Raw genomic sequence first — 26,964 nt, 5'->3', positions numbered from 1 at the left:
GTCAGGCGTCGACGATGAGCAAGGTGCCGTGGCTGCCTTCCATCACCGCATGCGCGACGCCGGCCGGCACCAGGCACAGTTCGCCGGCCCCCACCGTCCGCACCTGATCGGCGAAGCGCAGCCGCATACGACCTTCGAGCACCAGCAGTGCCTCGGCCTGGTCGTGGATCTCCTCCGGGTAAGCGGCGGCATCCATCCGCAGCAGTTTCAGCCGGGCCTGCCCCACGCCTCCGAGCAGCCGTGATCGCCACGCCTGCGGCAACTGCCGCGCCAGCATGCCGAGATCGACGACGTCGGGTGCTGGCGCATCAGGACCGTTCATTGGCGCATGCCTGCGCAAGAACCGGCGCCGGTGGCGATGCGCGGCGCCGGGCGTTTGCCAGCACCACACCGCCCACGGTGATCGCGCCGCCGACCAGGATCAGCGCGTTCGGCACCTCGTGCAGCCACAGCCAGCCGATCAGCAGGGCGATCGGCGGCGACAGGTAGATGAAGCTGCTGACCCGCGACGCCGAGGCGCGGCTCACCGCCATGTTCCAGGCCAGATAGCCGACGAAGGTGGGCGCGATGCCCAGCCACAGCAGCGCGCCGATCCGCGGCCAGCTCGCGACGCCCAGCGCCTGCGGCAACCGCCAGCCGAATGGTGCGGTGGCGAGCGTGCCCGCGAAGAACGTGAACGCCGTGACGCCGAGCATGCTGTTGCGCGCGAACAGCGCCTTCTGGCCCACGAAGTAGATCGCCGAGGCGAGCACGCACAGCAGCACCAGCAGTGCCTTCGGGTCCACCTCCACCCGTTCACCGCTGGCCAGCACCACCAGCACGGTGCCGACCAGTGCCACCGCCAGGCCGACCCAGGTGCGCAACGTCAGCCGCTCGCGCAGCCAGAACGCCGACACCGCCGCGGTGGCGGCCGGCACCAGCGAAATCAGGATCGAGGCGGTGCCACTGGCGATCCGCGTCTCGGCGTAGTTCAGGCACAGGTGATAGACGGTGAGGCCGATCACGCCGAGCAGGGCCAGCTGCGGCCAGTCGCGCCGGGCCGGCAGCGGCACGCGCCGTGCCCGCAGCAACACGGCGAAGCACAGCGAGCCGATCAGCAGCCGCGCGAACGCCACCTCGCCGGGGGTGAACGCGGGCAGCGCATAGGCGATCGCGGCGTACGCCGACGACCAGGTGAGCAGGGCGATCGCGATGCCGGCCAGGGCGCGGCCATCGAGACGTTCGACGGTATCCATGGGGACGGATTCCAGGGGGTGGGAAGTGCGCATCCTAGTCCTGGCGCCCCGGGCGGTGAATAATGCATCGCATCGTGTGCGCCGCGTTTGACCGGCGAATGAAACCATCGCGAGGGCCTCCACCTTGGATTCGAAACCGGAACTCGACGGCAAGGACTGGCAACTGCTGGAAGCCCTGCAGCAGGACGCGCGACTGGGATACGCCGAACTGGGCCGCAAGGTGCGCCTGTCGGCGCCGGCGGTGGCCGAGCGGGTGAAGCGACTGGAGGAGGCCGGCGTGATCAGCGGCTACCGCGCGGTGGTGGAGCCGAAGCGGCTGGGCTACCGCATCGAGGCAATGGTGCGGCTGCGCTGCGACGGCGGCATCTGCGCGCGCATCGGCGTCGTCGTGGCGGACATCCCCGAGGTGCTCGACTGTCGCCGCCTCGCCGGCGAGGACTCCGCCCTGCTGCGCGTGGTGGCGATGTCGATCAGCCACCTGGAAAGCGTGCTCGACCGCCTGCTGAAGATCCACGCCAGCATCAGCACCACCACCCTGGTCGTGCTGCAGGCACCCCATGCGAACCGTGCGATCAACCGCGCGATGTGGGACACCGCGCGCAAGTTCTCCGCCGATTGAGCCGCGTCGCCACGCGCCTGCCACACGGTTGCGGTACTCCTGCCGGTGCACCGCTTCCTTTCGACCAGCCCTGTGAATCGCCATGACCAGACCATTGCCGCCCACCCCGCCCCCCGCCGCAACCGACGCACCGGCCGATCCCGCCCGCCGCAAGCTGCTCGGCGGCATTGCGCTGGCCGGTGCCGCGCTGGCCACCGGCGGCTGCCAGCTCGCCAGCGGCAGCCGCCCCGCGCGCACCGGCCGCGCCGCGGAGGCCGCGCTGGATGCGGCGCTGCGCGAGCACGTCCGCCACGTCGTGGTGATCTACGCGGAGAACCGCAGCTTCAACAACCTGTTCGCGGATTTCCCCGGCCTCGAACGGCCGCTGGCCGCGCTGGCGCCGGAGCAGTACCGCCAGCGCGACCGCGACGGCCGCCCGCTCGATACGCTGCCGCCGATCTGGCACGGCCTGGTGCCGCACGAACAGACGCTGGACAACCGCCGCTACCAGATCGGCGAGGACGCGATCCGCAACCTCGCCAACGCACCGTTCGCGCTGCGCACGCCGCAGGGCGAGCCGCTGCCGCCGGCGCTGGTCACGCGCGACCTGATCCACAACTTCTACAACAACCAGCTGCAGATCAACGGCGGCCGCAACGACGGCTTCGTGGCCTGGGGCGACAGCGGCGCGCTGGTGATGGGCCGCTACGCGGAAGGCGCGGCGGACCTGCAGCTGTGGCGGCTGGCGCGGCAGTACACGCTGTGCGACAACTTCTTCATGGGCGCCTTCGGCGGCTCCTTCCTCAACCACCAGTACCTGATCGCGGCGCAGCCGCCATTCTTCCCGCGCGCGGACCAGGGGCCGGCCAGGCAGCAGATCGCGCAGGTGGAAGGCGACGATCCCGCCGGCATCCGGCTGAAGCTGGCCGAAGATTCCCCCGCCAGCGCGATGCAGGGCCGTCCGAAGTTCGCCTCGCGCAACGTGCTCACGCCGGACTTCTGGGCGGTGAACACGATCGGGCCGCCCTACGCACCCGGCCTCACCCGCAACCCGCACGATCCGCTGCTGGCCGATCCTGCCGACCCCAGCACGCTGCCGCCGCAGAACCACGCCACCATCGGCGACCGGCTCGACGCGCAGGGCATCGACTGGGCCTGGTACGCCGGCGGCTGGCAACTGGCCCTGGACGGCGGCGGCATGCGCGGCACGCACGGGCAGTTCCCCTACGGCCCCAACTTCCAGATCCACCACCAGCCGTTCAACTACTTCCGCCAGTTCGCGCCGGGCAGCGCCGCACGCGCGCAGCACCTGCGCGACGCCGGCACCGGCGACAGCGCCGCCAGCAACCGCTTCATCGCCGCCATCGAGAGCGGCACGCTGCCGCCGGTGGCGTTCTACAAGCCGCAGGGCGATCTCAATATGCACGCGGGCTACTCGGACGTGGCCGCCGGCGACCGCCATATCGCGCATATCATCGATGCGCTCCAGCGCAGCCCGCTGTGGGAACACACCCTGGTGGTGATCACCGTGGACGAGAACGGCGGCTGGTGGGACCATGTGGCGCCGCCGAAGGGCGACCGCTGGGGGCCGGGCACGCGCATCCCCGCGCTGGTGGTGTCGCCGTTCGCGAAAAAGGGTTTCGTCGACCACACCGTCTACGACACCGGCTCGATCGCCCGCTTCATCACGCGCCGCTTCGGCCTGCAGAAACTGCCCGGCCTCACCCTGCGCGAGCAGGCGATGATCGCCGCCGGCGGGCCGCCGCCGGGCGACCTTACGGCCGCCCTGCAGTTCGCCTGATTCGACCGGCCTCTCCCCCGGCAGCGGAGAAGCCCATCTCCACGAGGTTCCCCGCATGCGCGAGCTGTATCCCGAGATCGAGCCGTACCGCCCCCACCGGCTCGCCGTCGACGCGATCCACACCCTGCACGTGGAGGAATGCGGCAACCCCGCCGGCCTGCCGGTGGTGTTCCTGCACGGCGGCCCGGGCGCGGGGCTGTCGGCCTACCACCGCCGCTTCTTCGACCCGGCGCGCTACCGCATCGTGCTGTTCGACCAGCGCGGCGCCGGCCAGTCCACCCCGTTCGCCGAACTCACCGACAACACCACCTGGCACCTGGTCGCCGACATCGAGGCGATCCGCGAGCACCTGGAGATCGAGCGCTGGGTGGTGTTCGGCGGCTCGTGGGGCTCGACCCTGGCCCTGGCCTACGCCGAGGCGCACGCGGAGCGCGTGCTGGGCCTGGTGCTGCGCGGCATCTTCCTGGGCCGGCCGCAAGAGCTGCGCTGGTTCAACGAGCTGGACGGCGGCGCCGCGCAGATCTTCCCCGAGCGCTGGGCGCGTTTCCTCGCCTTCATTCCCGAGGCCGAACGCGACTCGATGCTGGACGCCTACTGGCGCCGCCTCACCAGCGACGACGAAGCCACCCGGCTCGCCGCGGCGCGGGCGTGGAGCGCGTGGGAAGGCGGCAGCACCACCCTGCTGCACGACCCCGACGCCGGCGGCGAATTCGAGGATCCGCACAAGGCGGTCAGCCTGGCCGTGATGGAGGCACACTACTTCCGCCACAACATCTTCCTCGAACCCGGCCAGCTGCTGCGCGACATCGGCCGCATCCGGCACCTCCCCGCCACCATCGTGCACGGCCGCTACGACATCATCTGCCCGATGAAGAGCGCGTACGACCTCAGCCTGGCCTGGCCCGAAGCGCACCTGCAGGTGGTGCTGGCCGGCCACAGCGCGGCCGACCCGGCGATCGTGGACAAGCTGGTTGCAGCAGCCGACCAGATGGCAGATCGCTACTGCTGAGCCGCCAGCTCCACCAGTACCGCAAGGACTGCATGCTTGTGCCGGTTGCCGGCGTCGGCCTGCAGCTCGCTCACGAAGGCGCGGTCAATCTTGATGACGTCCAGCGGCAGGTGCTGCAGATAGCTCAACGAGGCCGACGACCAGGAACTGCACGCTGGAAGCGAACGCGATGCCGATGGTGGCGATCAAGGCCGCGACGAAGTAGCCGAGCGCCGGCGGATCCGCGCCAGTCAGCATGCCTCCCCTCGCCCAGGTCCTGGCCGCCGATGCGCAACCGTCGATCATAGCGACTTCCATGCCGCAAGCTTGCACCTTCCGCCGCCCGGAAAAAAGTTTCCGCGCTGCGCCGCCCGCAACCACCGCCAGCCCGCGCCAGGGTCTTCCGTCACGGGCCAGGCAAGCCGTCGCGATGGCATACTCATCGCCTCCCCCGCACCCGGAGCCGCTGCATGCGCCTGTTTTCCATCCTCGCCTTCGGCACGCTCATGCTGCCACTGGCGGCCCGTGCCAACGACCCGAACTCCTACGCACAGCCCGACCAGGTGCGCGTGACCCACCTGGACCTGGAGCTGGCGATCGACTTCCCGCGCAGGCAGCTCGACGGCGAGGCCACGCTGAAGCTGGACTGGAAGAATCCCAGGGCGCAGTCGCTGGTGCTGGACACGCGCGATCTGAAGATCGCCAGGGTCGAGGCGCTGGCCGCCGACGGCAAGGCCACGCCGCTGAAGTACGCGTTGGCCCCTAGTGACAAGGTGCTGGGCAGCAAGCTGACCATCGCCGCGCCGAAGCATCCGGCGCAGGTGCGCATCGTCTATGCCACCTCGCCCGAGGCTTCCGGCCTGCAGTGGCTGACGCCGGCACAGACCGCCGACAGGAAGCTGCCCTTCATGTTCTCGCAGTCCGAGTCGATCCACGCGCGCTCGTGGGTGCCGCTGCAGGATTCGCCGGCGATCCGCTTCACCTACGACGCCCGCGTCAGCGCGCCGAAGGACGTGCGCGTGGTGATGAGCGCGATCAACGACGCGAAGCACCCGCTGGATGGCAGGTTCGCCTTCGACCAGCCGCATCCGATCCCGTCCTACCTGCTGGCGATCGCCGCCGGCGACCTCGCGGTGAAGGAGACCGGCCCGCGTTCGGCCGTCTACGCGGAGCCGTCGGTGGTCCACAAGGCCGCGCACGAGTTCGAGGACACCGAGAAGCTGATCGCCGCCACCGAGCAGCTGTACGGCCCGTATGCGTGGGGCCGCTACGACATCCTGGTGCTGCCGCCGTCGTTCCCGTTCGGCGGCATGGAAAACCCGAACATGACGTTCGCCACGCCGACCGTGCTGGTCGGCGACAAGAGCCTGGTCTCGCTGGTCTCGCACGAGCTGGCGCATTCGTGGTCGGGCAACCTGGTAACCAGCGCCGCCTGGCGCGACATCTGGCTCAACGAGGGCTTCACCACCTACGTGCAGGGCCGCATCACCGAGGCGGTGTACGGCAAGGCGCTGGCCGACGAGGAGGCGCTGCTGTCCGCCCGCGCTCTGCAGAAGAGCATCGGCACGATGGCCGCCAACGCGCAGAAGCTGGCCCCCGACCCGCGCGGCATCGGCGCCGACGACGCGCTGTCAGACGTGGCCTACGACAAGGGCTCGTGGTTCCTGCGCACGCTGGAGCAGCGCTTCGGCCGCGAACACTTCGACGCGTACCTGAAGGGTTACTTCCACCACTTCGCATTCCAGAGCATCACCACCGAACAGATGCTCGACTACATGAGGCCGAACCTGATCGAGAAGTATCCCGGCAAGATGGGCTGGGACGAAGTGAAGGCCTGGGTCTACGGCGAAGGCATCCCGAAGGATGCGCCGCTGCCCGACTCGCCGCGCTTCAACGCGATCGATCGCGAGCGCAACGATTTCCTGGCAGGCTCGCTGGCCGCAGGCAAGCTGGACGCGAAAGGCTGGAACACGCAGGAGTGGATGTACTTCCTCGACCGCCTGCCCGACGCGCCGCCGCTGGCGAAGATGCAGGAACTCGACGCCGCCTGGCACCTCACCGGCACACCGAACGCGGAGATCGGCATGCGCTGGTACAGCCATGCGATCGCCGCCGGCGACAAGGCGGTGTGGGATGCCGCCGCCGAACACATGACCCGGATCGGCCGGATCTACCTGACCACGCCGCTGTACAAGGCGTTCGTGAAGACGCCCGAAGGCCTGGCCTGGGCCGAGCAGGTCTACGCCAAGGCCAGGAGCGGCTACCACCCGCTGACCCAGCAGGTGGTGGAGGGCATCCTCGCCAAGGCGAAGAAGGCGAAGTAACCAAGCTCCTCCCCCTGCAAAGCTTTAGGGGAAACCAAGCTCCTCCCCCTGCAAAGCTTTAGGGGAAAACCAAGCTCCTCCCCCTGCAAAGCAGGGGGAGGTTGGGAGGGGGTAGGCTTTTGATCTTCGATCAAGACCAAGATCAAAAGCACCCCTCCCCAGCACTCCCCAGCGTTGCAGGGGAGGGGTATTTCCACCACGATCGACAAGAAAACCATCATGCCGCCATCGACGAACACCGCCCCGCTCTGGAAACGCATGCTGCTGCGCCGGCTGAAATTCCTGGCGTGGCTGGTGGCGCTGCTGGCGATCGTGCTCGGCGGCAGCTATCTGCTCGCGCCGCAGTGGCTGCTGCAGGCCAACGTCACGCGCGAGGCGATGGCCGCGCACCTGGAGAAACACTCGGTGCAGGCCGGCGATACGCACTGGGTCTATTACGAAGGCGGCCAGGGGCCGACCATCGTGCTGCTGCACGGTTTCGACGCGGACAAGAGCGTGTGGCTGCAGACGGCGAAGCTGCTGACACCGCACTTCCACCTGGTCATTCCCGACCTTCCGGGCTGGCGCGAATCCTCGCGCGACGCCGGCGCCAGCTACAACATCGACGCCCAGGCCGCGCGCCTCGACAGCTTCGTGCAGACCCTGGGCCTGCAGCGCTTCGTGCTGGTCGGCCATTCGATGGGCGGCGCGATCGCCGGGGTGTACGCCAGCGCACATCCCGAGCACGTGGCCGCACTGGCGCTGGTCGACGCGTTCGGCCTGAACGGCCGGGAGAACGCGTTCGCCCGCGACGCGCTGGCCGGCAGGAACCCGTTCGTGTTCGACGACCGCGCCGGCTTCGAGCGCGCCACGGCGCTGGCGTTCGACAAGCCGCTCGGCCTGCCAGGCCGTTTCGTCGACGTGTTCATCCAGCGCAACCAGCACGATCGCGCCTTCATCGAGCGCACCTTCAACGAGCTGCGTGAGCCTGCACAATACCTTTCCGTGCAGAACCGGCTCGGCCAGCTCACCATGCCGGTGCTGGGCCTGTGGTGCCACGACGACCGCATCGTCGACATCTCCGCGCTGGACAGCCTGCGCAACGGCCTCACCGCCGCCAGCGCGATCAGCACCAGCACCATCAACGGCTGCAACCACATGCCGATGCTAGAAAAACCCGAGCAGACCGCGCAGATCCTCACCGGCTTCGCGTTGTCGCACTGAGCCCCGGCGCAGGCACCATCGGTTGCTGAACGGATCCGCTCCTCCCTAGCGCATTATTGTGAATCGCGTGTGACACCATGGGAGAATACCGCCGTGACGCCGCGGTCGTGGCGTATCCACGCGCGTGAAGGCAGGACGGTGCAGCAAGTGATGAAACGGAACCCCTGGCGCATCTTCGTGGACGCAGTGGTGCGAATGTCCGCCACCCGCACCAACTACTGGGCCGAACTCGGCGTGGACAGCGTGCTGTGCCTGCTGTTGCTGGTGCTGGGCTGGCAAAGGCATGTGGGTGGCGCGCCGACCGCGCTGCTGGCGATCGGCCTGGGCCTGCTCGCCTTCAGCTTCATCGAGTACCTCTTCCACCGCTGGCTGTTCCACACGCGGGTGCCGCTGTTCACCCAGGGCCACGACCTGCACCACGCGCGGCCGCTGGGCTACGACTCGCTGCCGTTCTTCCTGCCCCCGGTGGTGCTGCTGGCGCTGGCCGGCGTGTTCATGCTGGTCATGCCGACGGGCTTCGCCCTGCTGCTGGCCAGCGCGATCACCTTCGGTTACATCGTCTACGGGCTGAGCCACTTCGTCATCCACCACGTGCGCTTCCGCCAGCCGCTGCTGCGACGCTGGGCCGCCACGCACCACGTGCACCACTACCACCCGGACAGCAACTTCGGCGTCACCACGCCGCTGTGGGACGTACTGCTGGGCACGAAATACGTGCGCCAGCCCAGGAACCGTTGAACCGGGTCGCTCGCCGCATCAATCCGCCACGTCGGCGACCAGGCGGTCGAGTTCGGCCTTGAGGATCGCGCCATGCTGGCGCAGCCAGTCGCGCTGCTCGCGCCAGTCCGGAAACAGGTTTTCGACCTGCGCCCAGAACCGCGGCGAATGGTTGCGTACCTTGAGATGGCACAGCTCGTGCGCCACCACGTAGCGCAACGCCGACGGCGGCGCCAGCGCCAGGGCGAGGTCGAGGTTGATGCGGTCGCGGGTATCCAGGCTGCCCCACAGGCTCTTCATCGGGCGGATCCGCAGCGAGGTCGGCGCCAGCCCCAGTTGCGGCACGTAGCCGGCCAGCCAGCGCGAGACGTCGCGGCGGATCAGGGTTTCCAGGTGCGAGGCGAGCAGGCCGCGGGCGATCGGCAGCGCGCGGGTGTGCGGGCGCGGGATCACCAGGGTCAGCCCGGTCGCATGCGGCTCGATCTTCGGATAGGCGCCTTCGGCCCAGTCCAGTTCGGCCAATTCGCCGCGCAGCGGGAAGCTGCACGGATAGCCCACGCGCAGCGGCGGCAGTGGCTCCACGATCAGGTTCAGCTCGTCGAGCTTCTGCTCCAGCCAGTCGGCGTGGCTACGCAGGAACGCGCTGACCTGGGCCGGGTGGGTACCCAGCGGATAGGTCACCCGTGCACCCTGCGGCGTCACGGTCAGACGCAGCCGGCGGGCGCGCGGATGGGCGGTCTTCAGCACCCGGATGATGCTGCCGCCCACGGTCGCCAGTTCCAGCCAGTCGCCTTCCAGATGCTGCGCCATGATCCTGCCTGCTCTTGCCTGGGCCCGTTCAGATCAGAGATGGGAATCCGGCCGCCCGCGGGTGGCCGGACGGCCAGTATGGCGCGCCCGTGGACCGGGCGTCATGAATTTTTTCGTTCAGCCGTCGGCCGGACGCGGCAGGCCGAACCATTCCTCCAGCTTGCCCAGCAGCCGCTCCAGTTCCAGCGTCAGCAGGGCGAAACCGGCGTCCAGCTCGGCATGGGCGTCGGACTGGCTGTCGCCCAGCTCGTCCATCACCACGTCGAGGAACTTCAGCTTGCGCACGATCAGGTCCTCGCCCAGCACGAAACTGATCCGCTCATCGAAGGTGAGACCGAGCATGAACACCTGCTTGCCGTTGCGCAGGTGCTCCTTGACCTCCTCGGCGTCCAGGTCCTGCCGGCGGCAGCGGGCGATCGCGCCGGTGGCGGTGGCCGGGTCGCGCAGTTCGCATTCGTCGCCCAGGGCGAGGCCGGCAGGCAGGTTGCCGTTGGCCAGCCAGTCGGTCATCAGCACGCGCGGGCCTTCCTCCGGCGCCAGCGGCACGGCCGGGAAGCTGCCCAGCGCCTCGCGGATCTGGGTCAACGCGTTCTCGGCCGACTTGCGGCTGGAGGTGTCCAGTACCAGCCAGCCGTTCTTCCTGTCGACGTAGGCGGACATCCGCGAATTGCGCACGAAGGCACGCGGCAGCAGCTCGGTCAGCAGGTCTTCCTTGATCCGCTTGCGCTCGCGTCCGCCCACCTTGCGGCCTTCCTCCTCGGCGATCTTCTGCACCTTGCGCTGCAGCTCGTCGTTGACCACCGCAGCCGGCAGCAGCTTGTCCTCGCCGCCCACGGTCAGCAGGGTGCACTGCTTCACCGTGTGCGTGAGCGGCTCGCCCTCGCCGCGCCCGACCGGCGGCACGAAGCCCTTGGTGAACATTTCCAGCGGCCCGCACGGGCGCAGCCGGTGCTCGGCCAGCGCTTCATCGAGGCGGCCCAGGTCATCAGCAACGGTGAGGGAAAAACGGAACAGCGTGAGGTTGCGGAAGAACATTCGGTATCCGGATCAGTGTTTCAAGAGAAGTGGAGGCTCCCGTGGGCGCCGCTGGATTACTGGCCGCTTCCTGCGGCCAGCCCTTCGGGACGCCTGCGGCGTTCGCTTCGGCATCCTGCCTTCGCGAACCGGCTTGCGCCGGGATGACGATCAGGAGTGTCAGCGGGAAACGGCAGCGACCGCCGCGGCCACGGTGTCGAGGTTGGCCCGGTTCAGCGCGGCCACGCAGATGCGCCCGCTGTCCAGCGCGTAGATCGCATGCTCGTCGCGCAGCCGGTGTACCTGCGCCTTGCTCAGGCCGGAGTAGGAGAACATGCCGGCCTGGCGGTTGATGAAGCCGTAATCCGGCGCACCGTGCACCGCCAGCCGCTCGACGAAGCCGGCGCGCATCGCATGGATGCGCTCGCGCATGCCGCCCAGCTCCTGTTCCCAGCGTGCATGCAGCTCGGCGCTGCCGAGCACGCCGGCGACCAGCGCGGCGCCCTGCGTGGACGGGCTGGAGTAGTTCGCGCGGATGGTCTGCTTGATCTTCGACAGCAGCCGCACCGCCTCGTCGCGGTCGGCGCCGACCATCGACAGCGCGCCGACTCGCTCGCCATACAGCGAGAACGACTTCGAATACGAATTGGCCACCACGAACGCCTCGATCCCCGACGACGCCAGCAGGCGCACGCCGGCGGCATCGGCGTCGGCGCCCTGGGCGAAGCCCTGGTAGGCCATGTCGACGAACGGCAGCAGCCGGCGCTCCTTGAGCAGCGCGATCAGCTGCGCCCACTGCGCCGCGTCCAGGTCGACGCCGGTCGGGTTGTGGCAGCACGCGTGCAGCAGCACCACGGTGCCGGGCTCGAGCCGGCCCAGGTCCTCCAGCATGCCGGCGAAGTCCAGGCCATGGCTGGCCGGGTCGTAGTAGCGGTACTCCAGTAGGGCGAAGCCGGCGGTGCGGAACACCGCGTGGTGGTTGCCCCAGCTGGGGTTGCTGATGGCGATCTTCGCGCCCGCCCCGGCCACCTGCTTCAGCACGTCCGCCGCCACCCGCAACGCGCCGCTGCCGCCCACGGTCTGCACGGTGGCGACGCGGCCGGCCGCCAGCAGCGGCGAGTCGGCGCCGAACACCAGCTGCTGGGTCGCCCGGTTGTACGCCGGCATGCCGTCGATCGGCAGGTAGCCGCGTGGCCGCGCCGCCGCGGCCAGCGCCTGTTCCACCTCGCGCACGCTCGGCAGCAGCGGGATGCGGCCCTGCTCGTCGATGTAGATGCCCACGCCAAGGTTGATCTTGCCGGGGCGCGGATCGGCCAGGTAGGTTTCGGTGAGGCCCAGGATCGGATCGCCAGGGGCCAGTTCAACGGATGCAAAGTAGGACACGGCAGTTACTCGGCTCAGGTGGTGGATGGTTGGAGGGTTCGGGTGGATGCCGCGGCGGACGATGCGCCGAAGCTGAAATCGAACAGCCCGCGGTCGGCCAGTTGCGAGGGCGACACATGGCCCAGCGCGCGGAAGATGTTCTCGCTGCGCCCGGGCTGCTGCTGATCCCATTCGGCCAGCATGCGCTGCACCGCCTTGCGCTGCAGGTTGTCCTGCGAGCCACACAGGTTGCACGGAATGATCGGAAACTGCCGCTGCGCCGCGTATTCGGCGATGTCGCTTTCGCGGCAGTACGCCAGCGGGCGGATCACCACGTGGCGGCCATCGTCCGAGCGCAGCTTGGGCGGCATCGCCTTCAGCTGCGCCTGGTAGAACAGGTTGAGGAAGAACGTGGCGAGGATGTCGTCGCGGTGGTGGCCCAGCGCGATCTTGGTGATGCCGTTGTCCGCCGCCCAGGTGTACAGCGCGCCGCGCCGCAGCCGCGAGCACAGGCTGCACATGGTCTTGCCGGCCGGGATTACCCGCGTCACCGTGCTGTAGGTGTCCTGCTCGATGACGTGGAACGGCACGCCGCGCGCGGTCAGATAATCCGGCAAGACGTGCCCGGGGAAATCCGGCTGCTTCTGGTCCAGGTTCACCGCGATCAGCTCGAAGCGTACCGGCGCCTTCGCCTGCAGTTGCAGCAGCAGGTCCAGCAGGGTGTATGAATCCTTGCCGCCGGACAGGCACACCATCACCTTGTCGCCGTCCTCGATCATCCCGAAGTCGCCGATCGCCCGGCCCACCTGCTGGCGCAGGCGCGCGGCCAGCTTGCCGGCTTCGGCAGCGGCGACAGGCGGATGGGGCATCCCGGGTTGGGTGGACATGGCGGCTGGCAGGACGGGGGAATGCCCATTGTAGCCGGCCGTTCGCCCCGCCACCGGCCGGCGAACGGCGTTAGACTAGGAGAACCGTCCCAGCCGCCGCCGATGCCATGCAGGTTCAGGATCACGCCGAGATCGTCCATCTCCTGGCCGAATTGCGGATGGAGCACCGGGATCTCGACGCGGCGATCGAGCAGCTCGCCTCGGCGATCGGCCGCGACGAACTGCAGCTGACCCGGCTGAAGAAGCGCAAGCTGCTGCTGAAGGACAACATCGCCCGGCTCGAGAGCAAGCTGATCCCTGACCTCGACGCCTGAACACCGCACCGGACTCCCGATGAACCCGTTCGCCCCGATCCGTCTGCACGACGAATACGTCGCGCTGGAACCGCTCAGCCTCGATCACGTGCCGGCACTGGAAGCCGCCGCCGCCGACGGCGAGCTATGGAACCTCACGGTCACCAGCGTGCCGCCGCCGGGGCAGGCGCGCAGCTACGTCGAGAAGGCGCTGCAGGGCCAGGCCGAGGGACACATGCTGCCGTTCGCCGTGCGCGAGGGCGGCAGCGGCGAGATCGTCGGCAGCACCCGCTATTACGAGATCGACGCCACGCTGCCGCGCCTGGCCGTCGGCTACACCTGGTACGCCAAGCGCTGGCAGAAGACCCACCTCAACACCGCCTGCAAACGCCTGCTGCTGGAGCATGCGTTCGAGTCGCTGGATTGCGTGGCCGTGGCCTTCCACACCGACGAGAACAACGAGGATTCGCAGCGCGCGATCGAACGCCTCGGCGCGCAGCGCGAAGGCGTGCTGCGCGCGCACAAGCGGCGCACCGACGGCAGCCTGCGCAACACGGTCTGCTTCAGCATCCTCGCCGACGAATGGCCGAACGTGGCGAACTGGCTGGAGATGCGGCTGAGCCGGCTCGTCGCTTCGTAGGGCGGGCACCGCCCGCCTGCTTTCAACCGTGCCGATACAGCCTGGAACAAGAGCGGCGGGCGCTGCCCGCCCTACGGAACGGCTGTGCGCTCCTACAGCAGGCGGTTGACCAGCCGGTCCAGCCGGGTGCGGTTCAATCGCCGCAGCAGCCGGCGCACTTCGGCCGGGTAGCGCCGCGGGCTTTCCAGCGCGCGGTAATCGGCCACCCGCGTGGCGTGGCGGCGCAGGGCCGCCCACTCCGCCTCGTGTTTCGCCTGCAGCAGATGCGCGGGGTCGCGCAGCACCAGGCCGTTTTCCAGGTCCAGCGACCAGGCGCGCGGGTTGAGGTTGTTGCCGGTCAGCACGGCCACGTCGTCGTCGATGAACAGGCCTTTCAGGTGGTAGCTGTTGTCGCCGTCGCGCCACAGGTGCAGGTTGAGCTGGCCACTGTCGATCTGCCGGCGATGCGCCCGCGCGAAGCGGCGCAGGTTGTTCTCGTACAGGTACGGCAACAGGCCGATCGTCTTGAACGGCTGCTCCGGCGGAATGTAGAAATCGTTGGCGACCTTGTCGCCGACCATGAGGTCGATGGTGCAGCCGCGGCGCAGCAGCTGGCCCAGCACCACCCGCACCGGCCGCGGCAGGTTGAAGTACGGCGTCAGCAGGATCAGCCGGCGGCGCGTGCCGCCCAGCAACGCCAGCAGCGCCTCGTTGAGCGCGTTGTCGCCGCGGCCGAAGCCGAGCAGCGGCGTCACCGCCAGTTCGCCGGCTCCCGGCACCTCGTGCGGCACCTGGTAGGCGGCATGCTGCAAGGCCTGGCGGAATTCGCGGATCGCCGGCTGCAGCGTCCGGGTGGACGGCACCGTGGCCGCGTCCAGCCGGCACACCGCCGCGCTTTCGGCGAAGTACTGCTGCACGAACCCCGCCATGGCATCGGCCAGGCCGCGATGCAGCAGCAGGTGGTAGCGGTCGAGCCGGTAGCGCCCGTGCCGCGCCAGGTAGACATCGTTGAGGCTGGCGCCGCTGTACAGCACCGCATCGTCGATCACGAAGCCCTTCAGGTGCAGCACGCCGAACAGCTCGCGGTTCTGCACCGGCACGCCGTGGATTTCCACCCCAGGCCCAAACCGCGCGGCGTATTCGCGGTACATGCCGGCGTTGCCCGCGCTCTTCTGTTTGCCGATCAGGCCGCGCTGCGCACGATGCCAGTCGACGAACACCGCCACCTGCAGCGCCGGCCGGCGCGCCTTCACCGCGTACAGCGCGTCGAGCACCTCGCGGCCACCGTCGTCGTCCTGCAGGTACAGCGCCACGATCACGATGCGCCGGGTGGCCTGTGCGATGCGCTGCAGCAGCTCGCGCCGGAATGCGGCGGGATCGGGCAGCACGGCGATGTCCTCGGCGGAGACGGCGAAGGACGGCAGCGCGACCGGCGCCGCGCGCGGCTTGCGCCGGAACGGCAGCATGTGCGCGAGTCGGCCGGGGGCGGCGATCAGCTTGTTCATGGCGACACCGGTACGCAACAGCGCCCATCATCGCAAACCGCGGCGGACGCGCCTACCGTCGGCTAGTTTTTAGTTTTCGCCCGCGCGTGGCTGCACCTCGATGGTGGCGGTCATGCCGGCGGCGATCAGCGTATCGGGCGGGAGCCCCGCGGTGTCGATCGCAATGCGCACCGGCACCCGCTGCGCCAGCCGCACCCAGTTGAAGGTGGGGTTGACGTCGGCCAGCAGGTCGTTGCCGGTCGGGTTGTCGCGATCCGTGATGCCGCGGGCGATCCCGGTGATGGTGCCCTTCAGGTGCACGTCGCCGGCCATCAGGCGGATATCGACCGGGTCGCCCACGCGCAGCTGCGGCAGCTTGGTTTCCTCGAAGTAGCCGTAGATGTAATAGCCGTGGCTGTCGATCAGCGCCAGCCGCGGGCTGCCGGTACTGGCGTAGTCGCCGACGCGGATGTCGAGGTTGGTGACGTAGCCGTCCACCGGCGCGCGCACCTCGGTGCGCTCGAGATTGAGCCGGGCCTGGTCCAGCGCGACCTGCGCCTGCTCCACCGCGGCCTGCGCCTGCTCGCGCACTGCCGAGGCCTGGCTGCCGCCGGCCTGCGCCTGGGCCCAGGTAGCGCGGGCGGAATTCGCGGTGGCGGTGGCATTGGTGCGCTCTTCCCTGGTGACGATGTCACCCAGACGCTGGCGGCGCGCAGCCTCTTCCGCACGCATGTCGTATTCGGCCTTGCGCGCCGCGGCGCTGGCCAGCGCCGCGTTGATGTTGGCGCCGGCGGCACGGGCGCTGGCCTCGGCGGCATCCAGGTTCGCCTGCGCCTGGTCGACCGCATAGCGGAACCGCGCGGGATCGATGGCGAACAGCAGGTCGCCCTTGTGCACGGACTGGTTGTCGCTCACCGCCACACGGGTGACCAGGCCGGAGACGTCCGGCGCGATCCGCACCACCTCGGCGCGCACACGGCCATCGCGGGTCCACGGCGAATACAGGTAGTTCTTCCACAGGGCATGGCCGAGCAGGGCCGCCACGATCACGATGATGCTGGTGACGGCAAGGCGCAACAGCAGGGGTTTGTTGTTCATGGGATGGACTCAGTGGATCAGCAACAGTCCGGCGGCGCCGAACAGGCAGGCGAACAGCGCCAGCCGCACCAGCGACGGATGCAGCACGTAGCGGTACAGGCCAAGCCGCCCGATCACCTCGTCGAGCAGCCACATCAGCAGCAGGCAACCCAGGAAGATCACCACCAGGCCGGGCATCATGGCGCCGCCGATCGATACTTCACGAGGCATGGACAGGCTCCTCCGCCACCGGCATGTACGGCGCCAGTGCCGATTCGTCGTCGCGCAGCACGCTGCGCAGCTGGTGCAGGTGCAGCAGCACGCGGCGGCTGCCGGCCTGCGCGCCCGACTGGCCGCGCCTGATCCCCGTGATCGCCTCGGCGACTGCCTGCTCAGCCTGCTGCCAGCGCAGGGGGTCCGGCGCCTCGAACAGCCAGGCCACGGCCTGCACCGCCTGCTGCGCGTACCGCTCCAGCGGAGCCGGCAACTGGCTGCCGGCCATGTCCTGGCGCAGCTCGATCAGGGCGCGGCCGCACTCGTGCACGGTCAGCGCCCAGGCCAGCAGGTCGCGCGATTCGCGGCTGTCCGGCCGGGTATACGTCACCACCTGCAGAAACAGGTCGCGGTTGACGCTCTCGAAGTGGTACGCCAGCCCCGCCAGCGGCGCGCTGGCGGCCTGCACCACCTGCCGGCGCAACTGGCGCAGCTGGCGCGCGCGCTGCCAGCCGGTGCCGGCAATCGCCGGAATGGCCATGAAGGCCACCGCGCAGAGCCCGAACCCGGCCAGCTGCGCCATCGCCTCGTTGATGAAGAACGCCGGGTCGTAACTCATCCGGTTGGTCAGCTGCATGCTGAGGACGAAACCGATGCCATAGCCCACGCCCATGGTGGAAACCAGCGGCTTCGCCTGTACGTAGAAGCCGGGAATCAGGAACGGCAGCGTGGCCACGATGAACATGGCGTAGCCGTCGCAGCTCGGCAGCAGCCAGAACGTGACGACGAACGCCATGGCCATGCCAAGCCCCTGGGCGAACAGGGTGTGGAACGCCGCAGACACCGGATTCGGCGCCATCGCCAGCAGGCCGGCAAAGATCGTGGCGATCAGCATCGCGCTGGCGCCGTGCGGCCAGCCGCTGGCCAGCCAGAACGCGCCCAGCGCAATCATCGTGAGGAAGGTGCGCAGCACCGCAAGGGCGGCGCCGGCATAATCGTTGCCGCGGCGGAACTGCACCCGTTCCACGTTGCCGCGCAGGCGCTTGGCGCGCAGCGAGCTCACCACCAGCGTGAAGCCGTGCAATTCGTCGGCGAAGCGCTGCAACAGGATCGCGCCGGTGTCGAAGTCCAGCCGTGCCGGCTCCCCCGGCAGCGTATCGCGCAGATGCTGCGCCAGTGCCGGCAGCGTCTGTTCGCAGGCCCGCAGCCGCGGTGCCAGGACGGCCGGGTCGTGCCGCTGCGCCGGCTCCGGCGACAACGCCTCGCCGATCGGCTGGTACAGCGCGATCAGCGCATCGGCGGCATCGGGGCGGCCCTTGCGCTGCAACCGGTTGATCAGGTGGTGCACCGACTGGAAGGTGGTGGTGGCCGACATGTAGCGCTGATTGAGCAGCCGGATGCGGCTGCTGCGCGCACGCGCCTCCGGATCCTCGAAGATCACCGCGGCGCGCAGGTTTTCCAGCTGCACCGCGCCCCGCACGAAACGCAGGTAGGCCTGTTCCATGTCACCACGGGCGATCGCGCCGCCGGTGCTGCTGCGGGCGAAATCGAGGAAGTGCCCGATCTGATCACGCGCTTCGCACCGCAACGTCTCGCGCAGGCGGGTGGGCAGCACCAGGTCGCTCACCGCACCGGCCACGATCACGCCCAGCAGCACCTCGCTCACCCGCATCACCGCCGAGTCGAACACGTTCAGCGGATTGCCGACCGCCGGCAGGGTGACGATCGCGGCGGTGTAGCCGGCCAGCACGAAGCCGTAGGACATGAAGTTGCGGTACAGCGTGGCGCCGCCGGCGCACAGCGCCGCCCACAGCGACATCGACAGCAGGAACAGCTCGCGCTGCTGCGGGAACAGCGCCATCAGCAGCACGCCGAACACACTGCCGGCCAGCGTGCCGATCGCCCGGTAGAAGCTCTTCGCCAGCACCATGCCGCTCTGCGGGTGCATCAGCAGCACGATCGTGATCATCGTGGTGGACGGCTTCTCCAGCTGCAGCCACATCGCCAGCCAGGTCGCCGCATACAGCGCCAGCGCGGCCTTGAACACGAACAGCCACGCACTGCCCTCGCCGGCGAAGGCCTCGGCCAGCCACTGCCGGAGCGGGGGGCGCGGCCCGGATTCGATGACGGCGGCGGTCACGGCTTCAGGCCTGCTCGAGGTGATCCAGGAATTTCTTCAGCAGCTTTTCCAGCTGCGCAGCCTCGCGCGGCTGCAGGCCGGAGGTCTGACGCTCCAGCAAGGTGCAGACGTCGGGCAGGAAGCCCTGGATCATCGCCACCCCCGCCCCGGTCAACGTAAGCGCGATCCGGCGACGGTCCTCGTCGCTGGCGGTGCGCTCGATCAGGCCCTTGTTGCACAACTCGTCGGTCAGCCGCGTGATGTTGGCGGACTTCTCCCCCGCTGCTGCCGCCAGCTGCGACGGGCTCAGCGTATACCCCTCGGTGCCGTACAGCATCATCAGCAGGTCGTATTCCGGATGGTTGATGCCCCACGGCTTCAGCAGCGCATTGGCATCGTCATGCAGGCGCTTGTAGAGATGCTTGACCAGCCGCACCAGCACCGCCGGCTCGCGTGGAAACGCGGGGTGACGACGGCAGGTGACCGCAAGGCGCTGCTCGGTGGGTGCAAAGCTGTTCACGGCATCAATCATTAGATGTTACGTATATTATACATATATGTACTATACGTATATGAAGTTTATGCCAACCTCCCACACGGTGCAAGTACCGGTCAGCGCGCATGAAAAAGGCGCCCTGCAGGGCGCCTCTCGATGGCCGGAGCCGGCGGGCTTCAGCCGCCGTGCATGGGGAAGGTCTGCAACTGGCCCGGGGCCGAGCCGGAACCGGCCGGCGCCCGCGGCGTACCGGCCGGCACGGGCTGGTGCGCACCGCACTGGTAGGCGCCCCACGGCTGCGAGCCGGCGGCCGGTTCGGCAAGCGGCTTGATCGTATCGGCGTGCATCTTGGCGGCCTCGTTGCGGGCCAGCACTTCCAGCTCGTCGCGCACCTTGATGTCGTTGCGGTCGACCGGGCCGACGCGGTCCATCACCGACACGGTGACCTTGCCCAGTTCGCGGCAGGAGGAGACGTCGCCGCTCCACGCCGTGCGTACGTTCTTGGCGGCGTCGTCCAGGGTGATGCCCCAGCTGCAGGCGCCGAGCAGGAGGATGGGGACGAGCAACAGCAGGGTCTTGCGCATAGGTGGCTCCGCGACGATGGCTTGGACATGATGGAGGCCGGGCGTTGCCGGCCCGGCCTCCATCCTAGCGCGGGGACGGCGGCGCGTCCCCCAACCGATACACAACGCGTGGCGGCGGCGGATGCCAACGCCACGCACGGGCTCATTTCACGGGCTTGCCGTCGGCATCGAGCACCTGCACTTCGCCGAGCTTCAGCGCGCGGATCGGCGCCTCGATCTTGTTGAGGTCGCCGACGATCACCCAGGTCAGCTGGTCGGGGTGGATGACCTGCTTCGCCGCCGCCTCCACCGACGCATCGGTCTGCGCCTCGATGCGCGACTTCAGGGTCTGCACGTAATCGTCCGGCCGGTGGTACAGCGCAATGCCCTGCAGCGCGCCCATCACCGCCGCGGTGGTCTGGTAGCTGCCCGGCATGCTGCGCACGTCGCCGACCTTGATCTTGCCGATCTCCTGCGCGGTCAGCGGCTGATCACCGATCACGCCCTTGGCCTCCTTCAGCATCTCGGCCACCGACGGCGCGGTCTTGTCGGTCTGCACCGGCGCGTACAGCATGAACGGGCGCTGGCCCTGCGCGTTCTGCAGGAAGCTGAAGGCGCCGTAGGCCCAGTGCTTGTCCTCGCGTAGGTTCATGTTGAGGCGCGAGGTGAAGGTGCCGCCGAACGCCCCGTTCATGGTCTGGATCTCCAGGTTATTCGGCGCCTCGGTGGACGGCGCCAGGCTGCCGGCGAGGATCAGGCTCTGCTGCGCGCCGGGGCGGTCGACCAGGTACACGCGCACCTGCTTCGGCGAAGCGACCTTGCCGATGTTCTTCGCCGGAACCTTGCCGGCCGGCGCCTTCCAGTTGCCGAACGCGGCGTTCAACGGCGGGATGATCTTGTCCAGCGTGGTGTCGCCGGCGACCAGAATCTGCATGTTGTCCGGCCGGATGAAATCGCCGACGAACGCACGCATGTCGGCGGCACTCAGCGACTTGATCGAGGCCTCGGTGCCGGAGCCGGTGAACGGGATCGCGTAGGCGTGGCCCTGGCCGTACAGCAGCGGCGGCAGGGTGCGCAACGCGATGCCGGTCGGCTGGCTCTTCTCCTGGGCGATGCGCGCCAGCCACTGGCCGCGCAGGCGGCCGATGTCGGCCTCACGGAACGCCGGATTGCGCACGATGTCGGCGAACAGCTCGAGTGACGGCTTCAGCTGGTCGTCCAGCGCGTTCAACGAGGCATTGCAGTAGTCCAGCCCGCAGCCGCTGGCGATGATGGCGCCGAGGCGCTGCTTGCGCTTGGCGATCTCGACCGAGTCGAGTTCCTTGCTGCCCTCGTCGAGCATCGCCATGGTGAAGCTGGAGGTGCCCAGCTTGCGGCCCTGGTCGGCCGCGTAACCGGCGTCGAACAGCAGCTGCAGCTGCACCGCCGGCACCGCATGGCGCTCGGCCAGGATCACCTCGACGCCGTTGTCCAGCTTGCCGCGCTGCAGGGCGGGAAAGCTGAGGTCCGGGAACGCGCCGACGGCGGGCACGCCCTTGCTGCGGTCGACATCACTCCTCACCGTGCGGTAGTCGCCCTTCGCCGACAGCGCCGGCGCCGGCGCGCCGCTGACCGCGGCACGGCCGGCCACGGTGGCCATGTCGGTGTCCTCGACCTTGCCCGGCACCACGGTCAGCGTGTAGTCGCCCCTGGCGATCCACCGGTTCGCCACCGCGCTGACCTGCGCCGGGGTGGCCACCATGAATTCCCTGAAGTCCTTCAGGTAGGCGCCCGGATCGTTGCGGTACAGCTGGCCCTGGGCCAGGATCGAAGCCTGCGTGTTGACCTTTTCCAGCCCGCGGACGAAGGAGGCGCGGGTTTCCGTCTTGACCCGTGCCAGCTCGTCGGCGCTGGCGCCGTCCTTCAGGAATTTCCGCCACTCGTCGGCGATCGCCGCCTCGACTTTGGCCGGGTCGGCGCCCTTCTTCACGTCCACCTGCAAGTTGAACAGGCTGGCCAGCACGTGCTGCTCGACGTCGACCGAGACGCTGTCGGCGAGCTTGTCCTGGTAGACCAGCCGCTGGTACAGCCGCGAGGTCTTGCTGCCGCCCAGCACGGCGGCGGCCAGTTCCAGCAGGTTCTCGTCGCGGCTGCCGCGGCCCGGCACGTTCCACTCGCGATAGATGCGCACCTGCGCCACGTTGTCAGTCATCGTGCCGCGGGTCGAGCGGTCGCGCGGCGCCACCCACGGCTGCGGCCGCGGCACCTGCGGACCGGCGGCGATGTCGCCGAAGTACTTCTGCATCTTTTCCTTCGCCAGCGCCGGCGTGATGTCGCCGGACAGCACCACCACCGTGTTGGCGGCGCCGTAGTAGTCGCGGAACCACTGCTTGACGTCGGCCAGCGAGGCGGCGTTGAGATCCGCCATCGAGCCGATGGTGTCGTGGTGGTACGGATGGTTGGCCGGGAACGCCTCGGCCTGGATCAGCTCGCTGGCGCGGCCGTACGGCTGGTTCTCGCCCTGGCGCTTTTCGTTCTGCACCACGCCGCGCTGCTCGTCGAGCTGCGGCTGGCCGATCGCACCGAGCAGGTGGCCCATGCGGTCCGATTCCATCCACAGCGCCATGTCCAGCGCACTGGTAGGCACGGTCTCGAAATAGTTGGTGCGGTCGAGCCAGGTGGTGCCGTTCTGGTCGGTGGCGCCGGCCAGCTCGAACGGCTTGAAGAATTCGTCCTTGTGGTTTTCCGAGCCCTGGAACATCAGGTGCTCAAACAGATGCGCGAAACCGGTCCTGCCCTTAGGCTCGTACGACGAACCGACGTGGTACCACATGCTCACCGCCACCACCGGCGCCTTGTGGTCCTCGTGCACCACCACGGTCAGCCCGTTCGGCAGGGTGAAGCGGGTCCAGGCGAGTTCGGGGATCTGTTGCTGTGTCGTCGCCGCCACCGCGGCGGTGTCGGCTGCGGCCAGCGCAAACGGCATGCCGCCGGTCAGGGTCAGCAGGCCGGCGATGAGCAGGGCAAGCGGTTTCTTCGTCACGGTGAACCTCCTGTTTCACGGATAAGTCTCCGCAGGCTAGCGATGCCCCACGGGCATCGCAAATGACCTGTGGCACGGTCGCCGCCGGCCTGTCCGGCTGTCCGGCAGCGGGCGGACGACTGTCCGCGGACAATGTCGCGGCTGCCCGATCCGCTTATTTAAATTAGACGAATCAATAACTTGTCAACATGTCTCGGCATGGCACGGGGATTGCTCAGGGATAAGCGCAGGAACCTTCCCCTTCATACGGAGACATGACCATGAAATTCGAGACCATGATGTTGCACGGCCTGTTCATCGCCTGCCTGGCGGTCTGCAGCCTGATCCTCGCCGCCATGGTGACGGCCACGCCGGCATCGGTGCAGCTCGCCGCCAGGGGCAGCGCCGCCGCGATCCTGCTGGCCGCACCGAGCAGCTGCGCGTTGCCGCCGGACGGGGTGGTCTGCCCCCGGATTGGCAGCTGAGCTGCTCGACGCCGACCGGCACGGACACGCGATAATGGCCGGATGCTCCATGTCATCCTGTTCCGTCCCGAGATCCCGCCGAACACCGGCAACGTGATTCGCCTGTGCGCGAACACTGGCGCCGTGCTGCACCTCATCCGGCCGCTCGGTTTCGCGCTCGACGATGCCCGGCTGCGGCGCGCCGGGCTGGACTACCACGAGTACGCCAGCGTCGCGGTGCATGACGACCTGGCGTCCTGTCTCGACGTCATCGGGACGCCGCGGGTGTTCGCCTTCACCACCCGCGGCCAGGTCGCCCACGTCGATGCCCGCTTCGCCGACGGCGACGCGCTGCTGTTCGGCTGCGAGACCGCCGGCCTGCCGGGCGAGGTGCTGGAAACCATTCCCGCCGGACAACGCCTGCGCCTGCCGATGCGCCCGGACAGCCGCAGCCTGAACCTGTCGAACACGGTCGCCGTGGCCGTCTACGAAGCGTGGCGCCAGCTCGGCTTCCCCGGTGCGGTAAAGGCCTAGCGCCTTGCCGGCGGGCTACAATCGCCGGATGAACGCCGCCACTCCCAACTCCTGGTTACCGCAGCCGCTGCGCAAGCTCGCCGGCCGCGCGCTGGAAACCGCGCTGAACCACACCTTGTCGCTGGACCCGGACACGCAGCAGCGGCTGGTCGCGCTGAACGGCCGCAGCGTGCAGCTGCACCTGCGCGGACCGGAGCTCGCGCTGGCGGTAACCGTCGACGGCACGCGCTTGCGAGTGGGCCCGCCGCAAGACGACAGCCAGCTGAAGGTGGCCGCCACGCCGGGCAGCCTGCTGGCGATGATGTTCCGCCGCGACGATGACGGCATCGCGCCGGGCAAGGTGGAGATCGCCGGCGACGCCGAGCTGGCGCGCCGGCTGGAAAAGCTGGCCGGCAAGTTCGCCCCGGATTTCGAAGAAGCATTCGCCCGCAGCTTCGGCGACGTGCTCGGCGTGCCGCTGGCGAAAGCCGTGCGCAAGGGCCTCGCCCATGCCCGCGAGACCGCCGGCCACCTCACCGAAGACACCGCCGGCTGGCTGCGCGACGAGGCGCGCGTAGCAATGGCGCCGGGCGAGGTCGAGGGCTTCCTCGACGGCGTTGACGCCTTGCGCGAACGCAGCGAACGGCTCGAATCGCGCGTGCAGCGGCTGCTGCAGCGCCTGCAGGGCAACGCCGCGTGACGCCGCTGAAGGTGGTGCCGCGCCTGCTGCGGGTCGCCTCGGTGCTGCTGGCGTACCGGCTCGACGAACTGGTCGACGCCGCCCACCTGTATCGCCCGCTGAAGCTGCTGCGGCCGCTGGTGGCGCGCCCGCGCACCGACATCCGCGGCCTGCCGCGCGGCGCGCGCCTGCGCCACGCGCTGACCGAGCTGGGCCCGATCTTCGTCAAGGCCGGCCAGGTGCTGTCCACCCGCCGCGACCTGGTGCCGGCGGACATCGCCGACGAGCTGGCCCTGCTGCAGGACCAGGTCGCGCCGTTCGCCGGCAGCGCGGCACGCACCATCGTCGAGCAGGAACTGAAATCACCGATTGGCCGTCTATACGCCCAGTTCGACGAAACGCCGCTGGCCTCCGCCTCGATCGCGCAAGTGCACGCGGCCACCCTTCACGACGGCCGCGAGGTGGTGGTTAAGGTGCTGCGTCCCGGCATCGACGCGCAGATCGCCCGCGACGTGAAGCTGCTGCGCTCGCTGGGCGAGCTGGCCCGGCACTGGCACCCGAACGCCGACAAGATCCGCCCGCTCGACGTGGTGGCCGAAGTCGAGAAGATGCTGGAGAACGAACTGGACCTGCAACGCGAAGGCGCCAGCGCCAGCCTGCTCAAGCGCAACTTCGCCAGCGGCACCGACCTGTACGTGCCCGAGGTGCACTGGGAACTTACCAGTGCGCGCGTGCTCACCCTGGAGCGCGTGCACGGCATCAGCAGCGACGACATCGCCGCCATCGACGCCGCCGGGCTGGACCGCAAGGCGCTCGCCGCCAAGGGCGTGCGGGTGTTCTACGAGCAGGTGTTCCGCGACAACTTCTTCCACGCCGACGCCCACCCCGGCAACATCTGGGTCGACCCCACGCGCACCGGCGAGCCGCGCTTCATCGCGCTGGACTTCGGCATCATGGGCTCGCTGCCCGAGGCCGACCAGTACTGGCTGGCGCAGAACTTCATCGCGCTGTTCGAACGCGACTACGCGCGCATCGCCAAGCTGCATGTGGACGCCGGCTGGATGCCCGTCGACGTGCGGCTGGACGAACTGGAGGCAGCGGTACGCACGGTATGCGAGCCGTACTTCACCCGCCCGCTGTCGCAGATCTCGCTGGCCGAACTGGTGGTGAAGCTGTTCCAGACCGCGCGCCGCTTCCAGCTGACCCTGCAGCCGCAGCTGATCCTGCTGCAGAAGACCCTGCTCAACATCGAGGGCGTCGGCCGCATGCTCGATCCGGAGATCGACATCTGGGCGGTGGCTCATCCCGTGCTGAAGCGCATCCTGCGCGAACGCTACAGCCCGCGGCGCACCCTGCGCGAAGTACGCAGGCGGTTGCCCGAGTGGCTGCACGAAGCGCCGCAGCTCCCCGAGCTGGTGCGCGACGCGTTGCGCCAGATCGCACGCGGCGAGCAACGCGCGCTGGGCGACCCCGCCGAACTCAAGCTGCTGCACGACAACGCACGACGCCAGCACAAGCTGCTCGCCGGCGGCCTGCTCGGCGGCTCGCTGCTGCTCTCCGCCACCCTGCTGTGGACGCTGGCGCCGAAGCACGGCTTCTGGCTGCCGGCCTGCATCGCTGCCGCCGGATTATTCGCCTTCGCACTCGGCTGGCCGCGCTCGCGCTGACCGACATACTGCCGTAGGGCGGGCACTGCCCGCCGGCTCTTCGCAGGCGGCGGGCAGTGCCCGCCCTACGCCGCAACGCATTTCCCGGTATACACGCATGCTCGACATCCTCTACCAGGACGACGCCCTGATCGCGCTGAACAAGCCCGCGAACCTTGCCGTGCATCGTTCGAAGATGGTGGGCAACGCCGAGGAGTTCCTGATCGATCTGCTGCGCGAGCAGATCGGCGACAGCGTGTACCTGGCGCACCGGCTCGACCGCGCCACCAGCGGCGTGCTGCTGGTGGCGCGCAGCAAGGAAGTCGCCGCCGCGCTGGGCGAGCAGTTCATGAGCCGCCTGCTGCACAAGCAATACCTCACCGTGGTGCGCGGCTGGCCGGAACCGGCCGAGGGCCTGATCGACTATCCGCTGCCCGGTTCGCGCGAAACCGGTCCGCGCCGCGAGGCGCGCACCCACTACCGACGGCTGGCCACGGTCGAGGTGCCGATCGCGCTCGGCCGCTACCCGCAGCAACGCTACGCGCTGCTGCTGGCCGAGCCGGAAAGCGGCCGCTTCCGCCAGATCCGCAAGCACCTGGCGCACATCCACCACCCGGTGATCGGCGACTGCCAGCACGGCCGCGGCGACCACAACCGGCTGTACAAGCAACACTTCGGCTGCCACCGGATGCTGCTGCACGCGTGGCGGCTGCGTTTCGCGCATCCGCTGAGCGGCACGGCGATGGCGCTCGAGGCACCCTTGGATGCCGCATACGCCGGGCTGCTCGATCGCTTCGGCTGGAGACTTGGAGCAGGAGTGAGTGGAGAGGAGTGAGAAACGAGAGAGCCAAGGCAAGC

At 69.0% G+C, this 26,964-nt stretch carries 27 protein-coding genes; 13 read left to right on the top strand and 14 right to left on the bottom strand.

The genetic code is table 11. The features are described from left to right. Position 1: 1 nt before the first annotated feature. Positions 2-322 (bottom strand): cupin domain-containing protein, encoded by a 321-nt coding sequence (locus tag AC1Q5A_RS14260; protein WP_492701718.1) that lies wholly within the window; start codon positions 320-322, stop codon positions 2-4. After that, on the bottom strand, positions 309-1,235 hold the full coding sequence (locus AC1Q5A_RS14255; protein ID WP_492701716.1) for a DMT family transporter: 927 nt from the start codon (positions 1,233-1,235) through the stop codon (positions 309-311). Before AC1Q5A_RS14255 ends, AC1Q5A_RS14260 begins: the two co-directional genes overlap by 14 nt. 124 nt (positions 1,236-1,359) lie before the next feature. Here AC1Q5A_RS14255 and AC1Q5A_RS14250 point away from each other — a divergent pair, with 124 nt between their 5' ends. From AC1Q5A_RS14250 to pip, 3 genes are all read left to right on the top strand, one after another. Next, a complete protein-coding gene (locus AC1Q5A_RS14250) occupies positions 1,360-1,854 on the top strand; it encodes an Lrp/AsnC family transcriptional regulator (protein WP_492701714.1) in 495 nt (164 codons plus the stop codon). Positions 1,855-1,936: 82 nt separating this feature from the next. Further along, positions 1,937-3,634, top strand: a complete 1,698-nt coding sequence (gene acpA / locus AC1Q5A_RS14245) for an acid phosphatase (protein ID WP_492701712.1) — start codon at positions 1,937-1,939, stop codon at positions 3,632-3,634. 55 nt (positions 3,635-3,689) lie between these two features. Beyond that, positions 3,690-4,643, top strand: a complete 954-nt coding sequence (pip, locus tag AC1Q5A_RS14240) for a prolyl aminopeptidase (protein ID WP_492701710.1) — start codon at positions 3,690-3,692, stop codon at positions 4,641-4,643. Positions 4,644-4,727: 84 nt separating this feature from the next. On the opposite strand, the gene AC1Q5A_RS14235 is transcribed toward pip, so the two are convergent. Beyond that, on the bottom strand, positions 4,728-4,928 hold the full coding sequence (locus AC1Q5A_RS14235) for a hypothetical protein (protein ID WP_492701708.1): 201 nt from the start codon (positions 4,926-4,928) through the stop codon (positions 4,728-4,730). A gap of 164 nt (positions 4,929-5,092) precedes the next feature. Here AC1Q5A_RS14235 and AC1Q5A_RS14230 point away from each other — a divergent pair, with 164 nt between their 5' ends. From AC1Q5A_RS14230 to AC1Q5A_RS14220, 3 genes are all read left to right on the top strand, one after another. Further along, on the top strand, positions 5,093-6,946 hold the full coding sequence (locus tag AC1Q5A_RS14230; protein WP_492701706.1) for a M1 family metallopeptidase: 1,854 nt from the start codon (positions 5,093-5,095) through the stop codon (positions 6,944-6,946). A 258-nt stretch (positions 6,947-7,204) separates the two neighbouring features. Then, positions 7,205-8,149 carry an alpha/beta fold hydrolase gene (locus AC1Q5A_RS14225; protein ID WP_492701844.1) on the top strand — a complete coding sequence of 315 codons (945 nt, stop codon included), beginning with the start codon at positions 7,205-7,207 and terminating at the stop codon, positions 8,147-8,149. Positions 8,150-8,299: 150 nt separating this feature from the next. Continuing rightward, entirely contained in the window at positions 8,300-8,887 is a 588-nt protein-coding gene (locus AC1Q5A_RS14220) for a sterol desaturase family protein (RefSeq protein WP_492701704.1), read from the top strand. Positions 8,888-8,905: 18 nt separating this feature from the next. Here AC1Q5A_RS14220 and AC1Q5A_RS14215 read toward each other — a convergent pair whose 3' ends face one another. The 4 genes from AC1Q5A_RS14215 to ttcA all read right to left on the bottom strand — a co-directional run bounded on the left by AC1Q5A_RS14215 (position 8,906) and on the right by ttcA (position 12,921). After that, positions 8,906-9,676, bottom strand: coding sequence for a M48 family metallopeptidase (locus AC1Q5A_RS14215; protein WP_492701702.1), 771 nt, complete (start codon positions 9,674-9,676; stop codon positions 8,906-8,908). Positions 9,677-9,793: 117 nt separating this feature from the next. Further along, on the bottom strand, positions 9,794-10,711 hold the full coding sequence (locus AC1Q5A_RS14210; protein WP_492701700.1) for a recombination-associated protein RdgC: 918 nt from the start codon (positions 10,709-10,711) through the stop codon (positions 9,794-9,796). 159 nt (positions 10,712-10,870) lie between these two features. Further along, positions 10,871-12,073 (bottom strand): amino acid aminotransferase, encoded by a 1,203-nt coding sequence (locus tag AC1Q5A_RS14205; protein ID WP_492701698.1) that lies wholly within the window; start codon positions 12,071-12,073, stop codon positions 10,871-10,873. 14 nt (positions 12,074-12,087) lie between these two features. Continuing rightward, positions 12,088-12,921 carry a tRNA 2-thiocytidine(32) synthetase TtcA gene (gene ttcA, locus AC1Q5A_RS14200; RefSeq protein WP_492701696.1) on the bottom strand — a complete coding sequence of 278 codons (834 nt, stop codon included), beginning with the start codon at positions 12,919-12,921 and terminating at the stop codon, positions 12,088-12,090. Positions 12,922-13,046: 125 nt separating this feature from the next. Here ttcA and AC1Q5A_RS14195 point away from each other — a divergent pair, with 125 nt between their 5' ends. Together AC1Q5A_RS14195 and AC1Q5A_RS14190 are read left to right on the top strand one after the other, a co-directional pair. Further along, positions 13,047-13,253 (top strand): YdcH family protein, encoded by a 207-nt coding sequence (locus AC1Q5A_RS14195; protein WP_027484175.1) that lies wholly within the window; start codon positions 13,047-13,049, stop codon positions 13,251-13,253. Positions 13,254-13,272: 19 nt separating this feature from the next. Further along, complete coding sequence (locus AC1Q5A_RS14190) at positions 13,273-13,872, top strand: GNAT family N-acetyltransferase (RefSeq protein ID WP_492701694.1); 600 nt, start codon at positions 13,273-13,275, stop codon at positions 13,870-13,872. Positions 13,873-13,964: 92 nt separating this feature from the next. Here the strand turns inward: AC1Q5A_RS14190 and pssA are convergent, their stop codons facing one another. The 7 genes from pssA to AC1Q5A_RS14155 all read right to left on the bottom strand — a co-directional run bounded on the left by pssA (position 13,965) and on the right by AC1Q5A_RS14155 (position 22,825). Further along, the gene (gene pssA / locus AC1Q5A_RS14185; protein ID WP_492701692.1) at positions 13,965-15,356 is read right to left on the bottom strand and encodes a CDP-diacylglycerol--serine O-phosphatidyltransferase; all 1,392 of its coding nucleotides are present in this window, start codon (positions 15,354-15,356) and stop codon (positions 13,965-13,967) included. A 69-nt stretch (positions 15,357-15,425) separates the two neighbouring features. Further along, entirely contained in the window at positions 15,426-16,433 is a 1,008-nt protein-coding gene (locus AC1Q5A_RS14180; protein WP_492701690.1) for an HlyD family secretion protein, read from the bottom strand. Between the two features lie 9 nt (positions 16,434-16,442). Beyond that, a complete protein-coding gene (locus AC1Q5A_RS14175) occupies positions 16,443-16,643 on the bottom strand; it encodes a DUF1656 domain-containing protein (protein WP_492701688.1) in 201 nt (66 codons plus the stop codon). Continuing rightward, complete coding sequence (locus AC1Q5A_RS14170) at positions 16,633-18,765, bottom strand: FUSC family protein (protein WP_492701686.1); 2,133 nt, start codon at positions 18,763-18,765, stop codon at positions 16,633-16,635. Before AC1Q5A_RS14170 ends, AC1Q5A_RS14175 begins: the two co-directional genes overlap by 11 nt. Before the next feature lie 4 nt (positions 18,766-18,769). After that, positions 18,770-19,264, bottom strand: coding sequence for a MarR family transcriptional regulator (locus AC1Q5A_RS14165; protein WP_492701684.1), 495 nt, complete (start codon positions 19,262-19,264; stop codon positions 18,770-18,772). Positions 19,265-19,416: 152 nt separating this feature from the next. Next, positions 19,417-19,824, bottom strand: a complete 408-nt coding sequence (locus AC1Q5A_RS14160; protein ID WP_492701682.1) for a DUF4156 domain-containing protein — start codon at positions 19,822-19,824, stop codon at positions 19,417-19,419. Positions 19,825-19,966: 142 nt separating this feature from the next. Further along, positions 19,967-22,825, bottom strand: a complete 2,859-nt coding sequence (locus AC1Q5A_RS14155) for a M16 family metallopeptidase (RefSeq protein WP_492701680.1) — start codon at positions 22,823-22,825, stop codon at positions 19,967-19,969. Positions 22,826-23,085: 260 nt separating this feature from the next. Between AC1Q5A_RS14155 and AC1Q5A_RS14150 the strand changes: the two genes are divergently transcribed. The 5 genes from AC1Q5A_RS14150 (at position 23,086) to AC1Q5A_RS14130 (ending at position 26,941) form a co-directional block, all read left to right on the top strand. After that, positions 23,086-23,289: a hypothetical protein gene (locus AC1Q5A_RS14150; RefSeq protein ID WP_492701678.1), complete on the top strand. Its 204-nt coding sequence runs from the start codon at positions 23,086-23,088 to the stop codon at positions 23,287-23,289. 42 nt (positions 23,290-23,331) lie between these two features. Continuing rightward, positions 23,332-23,802, top strand: coding sequence for a tRNA (cytidine(34)-2'-O)-methyltransferase (locus AC1Q5A_RS14145; RefSeq protein WP_492701676.1), 471 nt, complete (start codon positions 23,332-23,334; stop codon positions 23,800-23,802). Positions 23,803-23,830: 28 nt separating this feature from the next. Continuing rightward, complete coding sequence (locus AC1Q5A_RS14140; protein WP_492701674.1) at positions 23,831-24,481, top strand: ubiquinone biosynthesis accessory factor UbiJ; 651 nt, start codon at positions 23,831-23,833, stop codon at positions 24,479-24,481. A gap of 5 nt (positions 24,482-24,486) precedes the next feature. Continuing rightward, the gene (gene ubiB / locus AC1Q5A_RS14135; protein ID WP_492701842.1) at positions 24,487-26,127 is read left to right on the top strand and encodes a ubiquinone biosynthesis regulatory protein kinase UbiB; all 1,641 of its coding nucleotides are present in this window, start codon (positions 24,487-24,489) and stop codon (positions 26,125-26,127) included. A 97-nt stretch (positions 26,128-26,224) separates the two neighbouring features. Further along, the gene (locus AC1Q5A_RS14130) at positions 26,225-26,941 is read left to right on the top strand and encodes a pseudouridine synthase (protein ID WP_492701672.1); all 717 of its coding nucleotides are present in this window, start codon (positions 26,225-26,227) and stop codon (positions 26,939-26,941) included. Positions 26,942-26,964: the final 23 nt, after the last annotated feature.

The sequence above is a fragment of the Rhodanobacter sp. GW835-FHT13D09 genome (genome assembly GCF_058793995.1).
The sequence above is the reverse complement of the archived record's forward strand: the minus strand, read 5'-3'. Positions and strand labels throughout refer to the sequence as shown.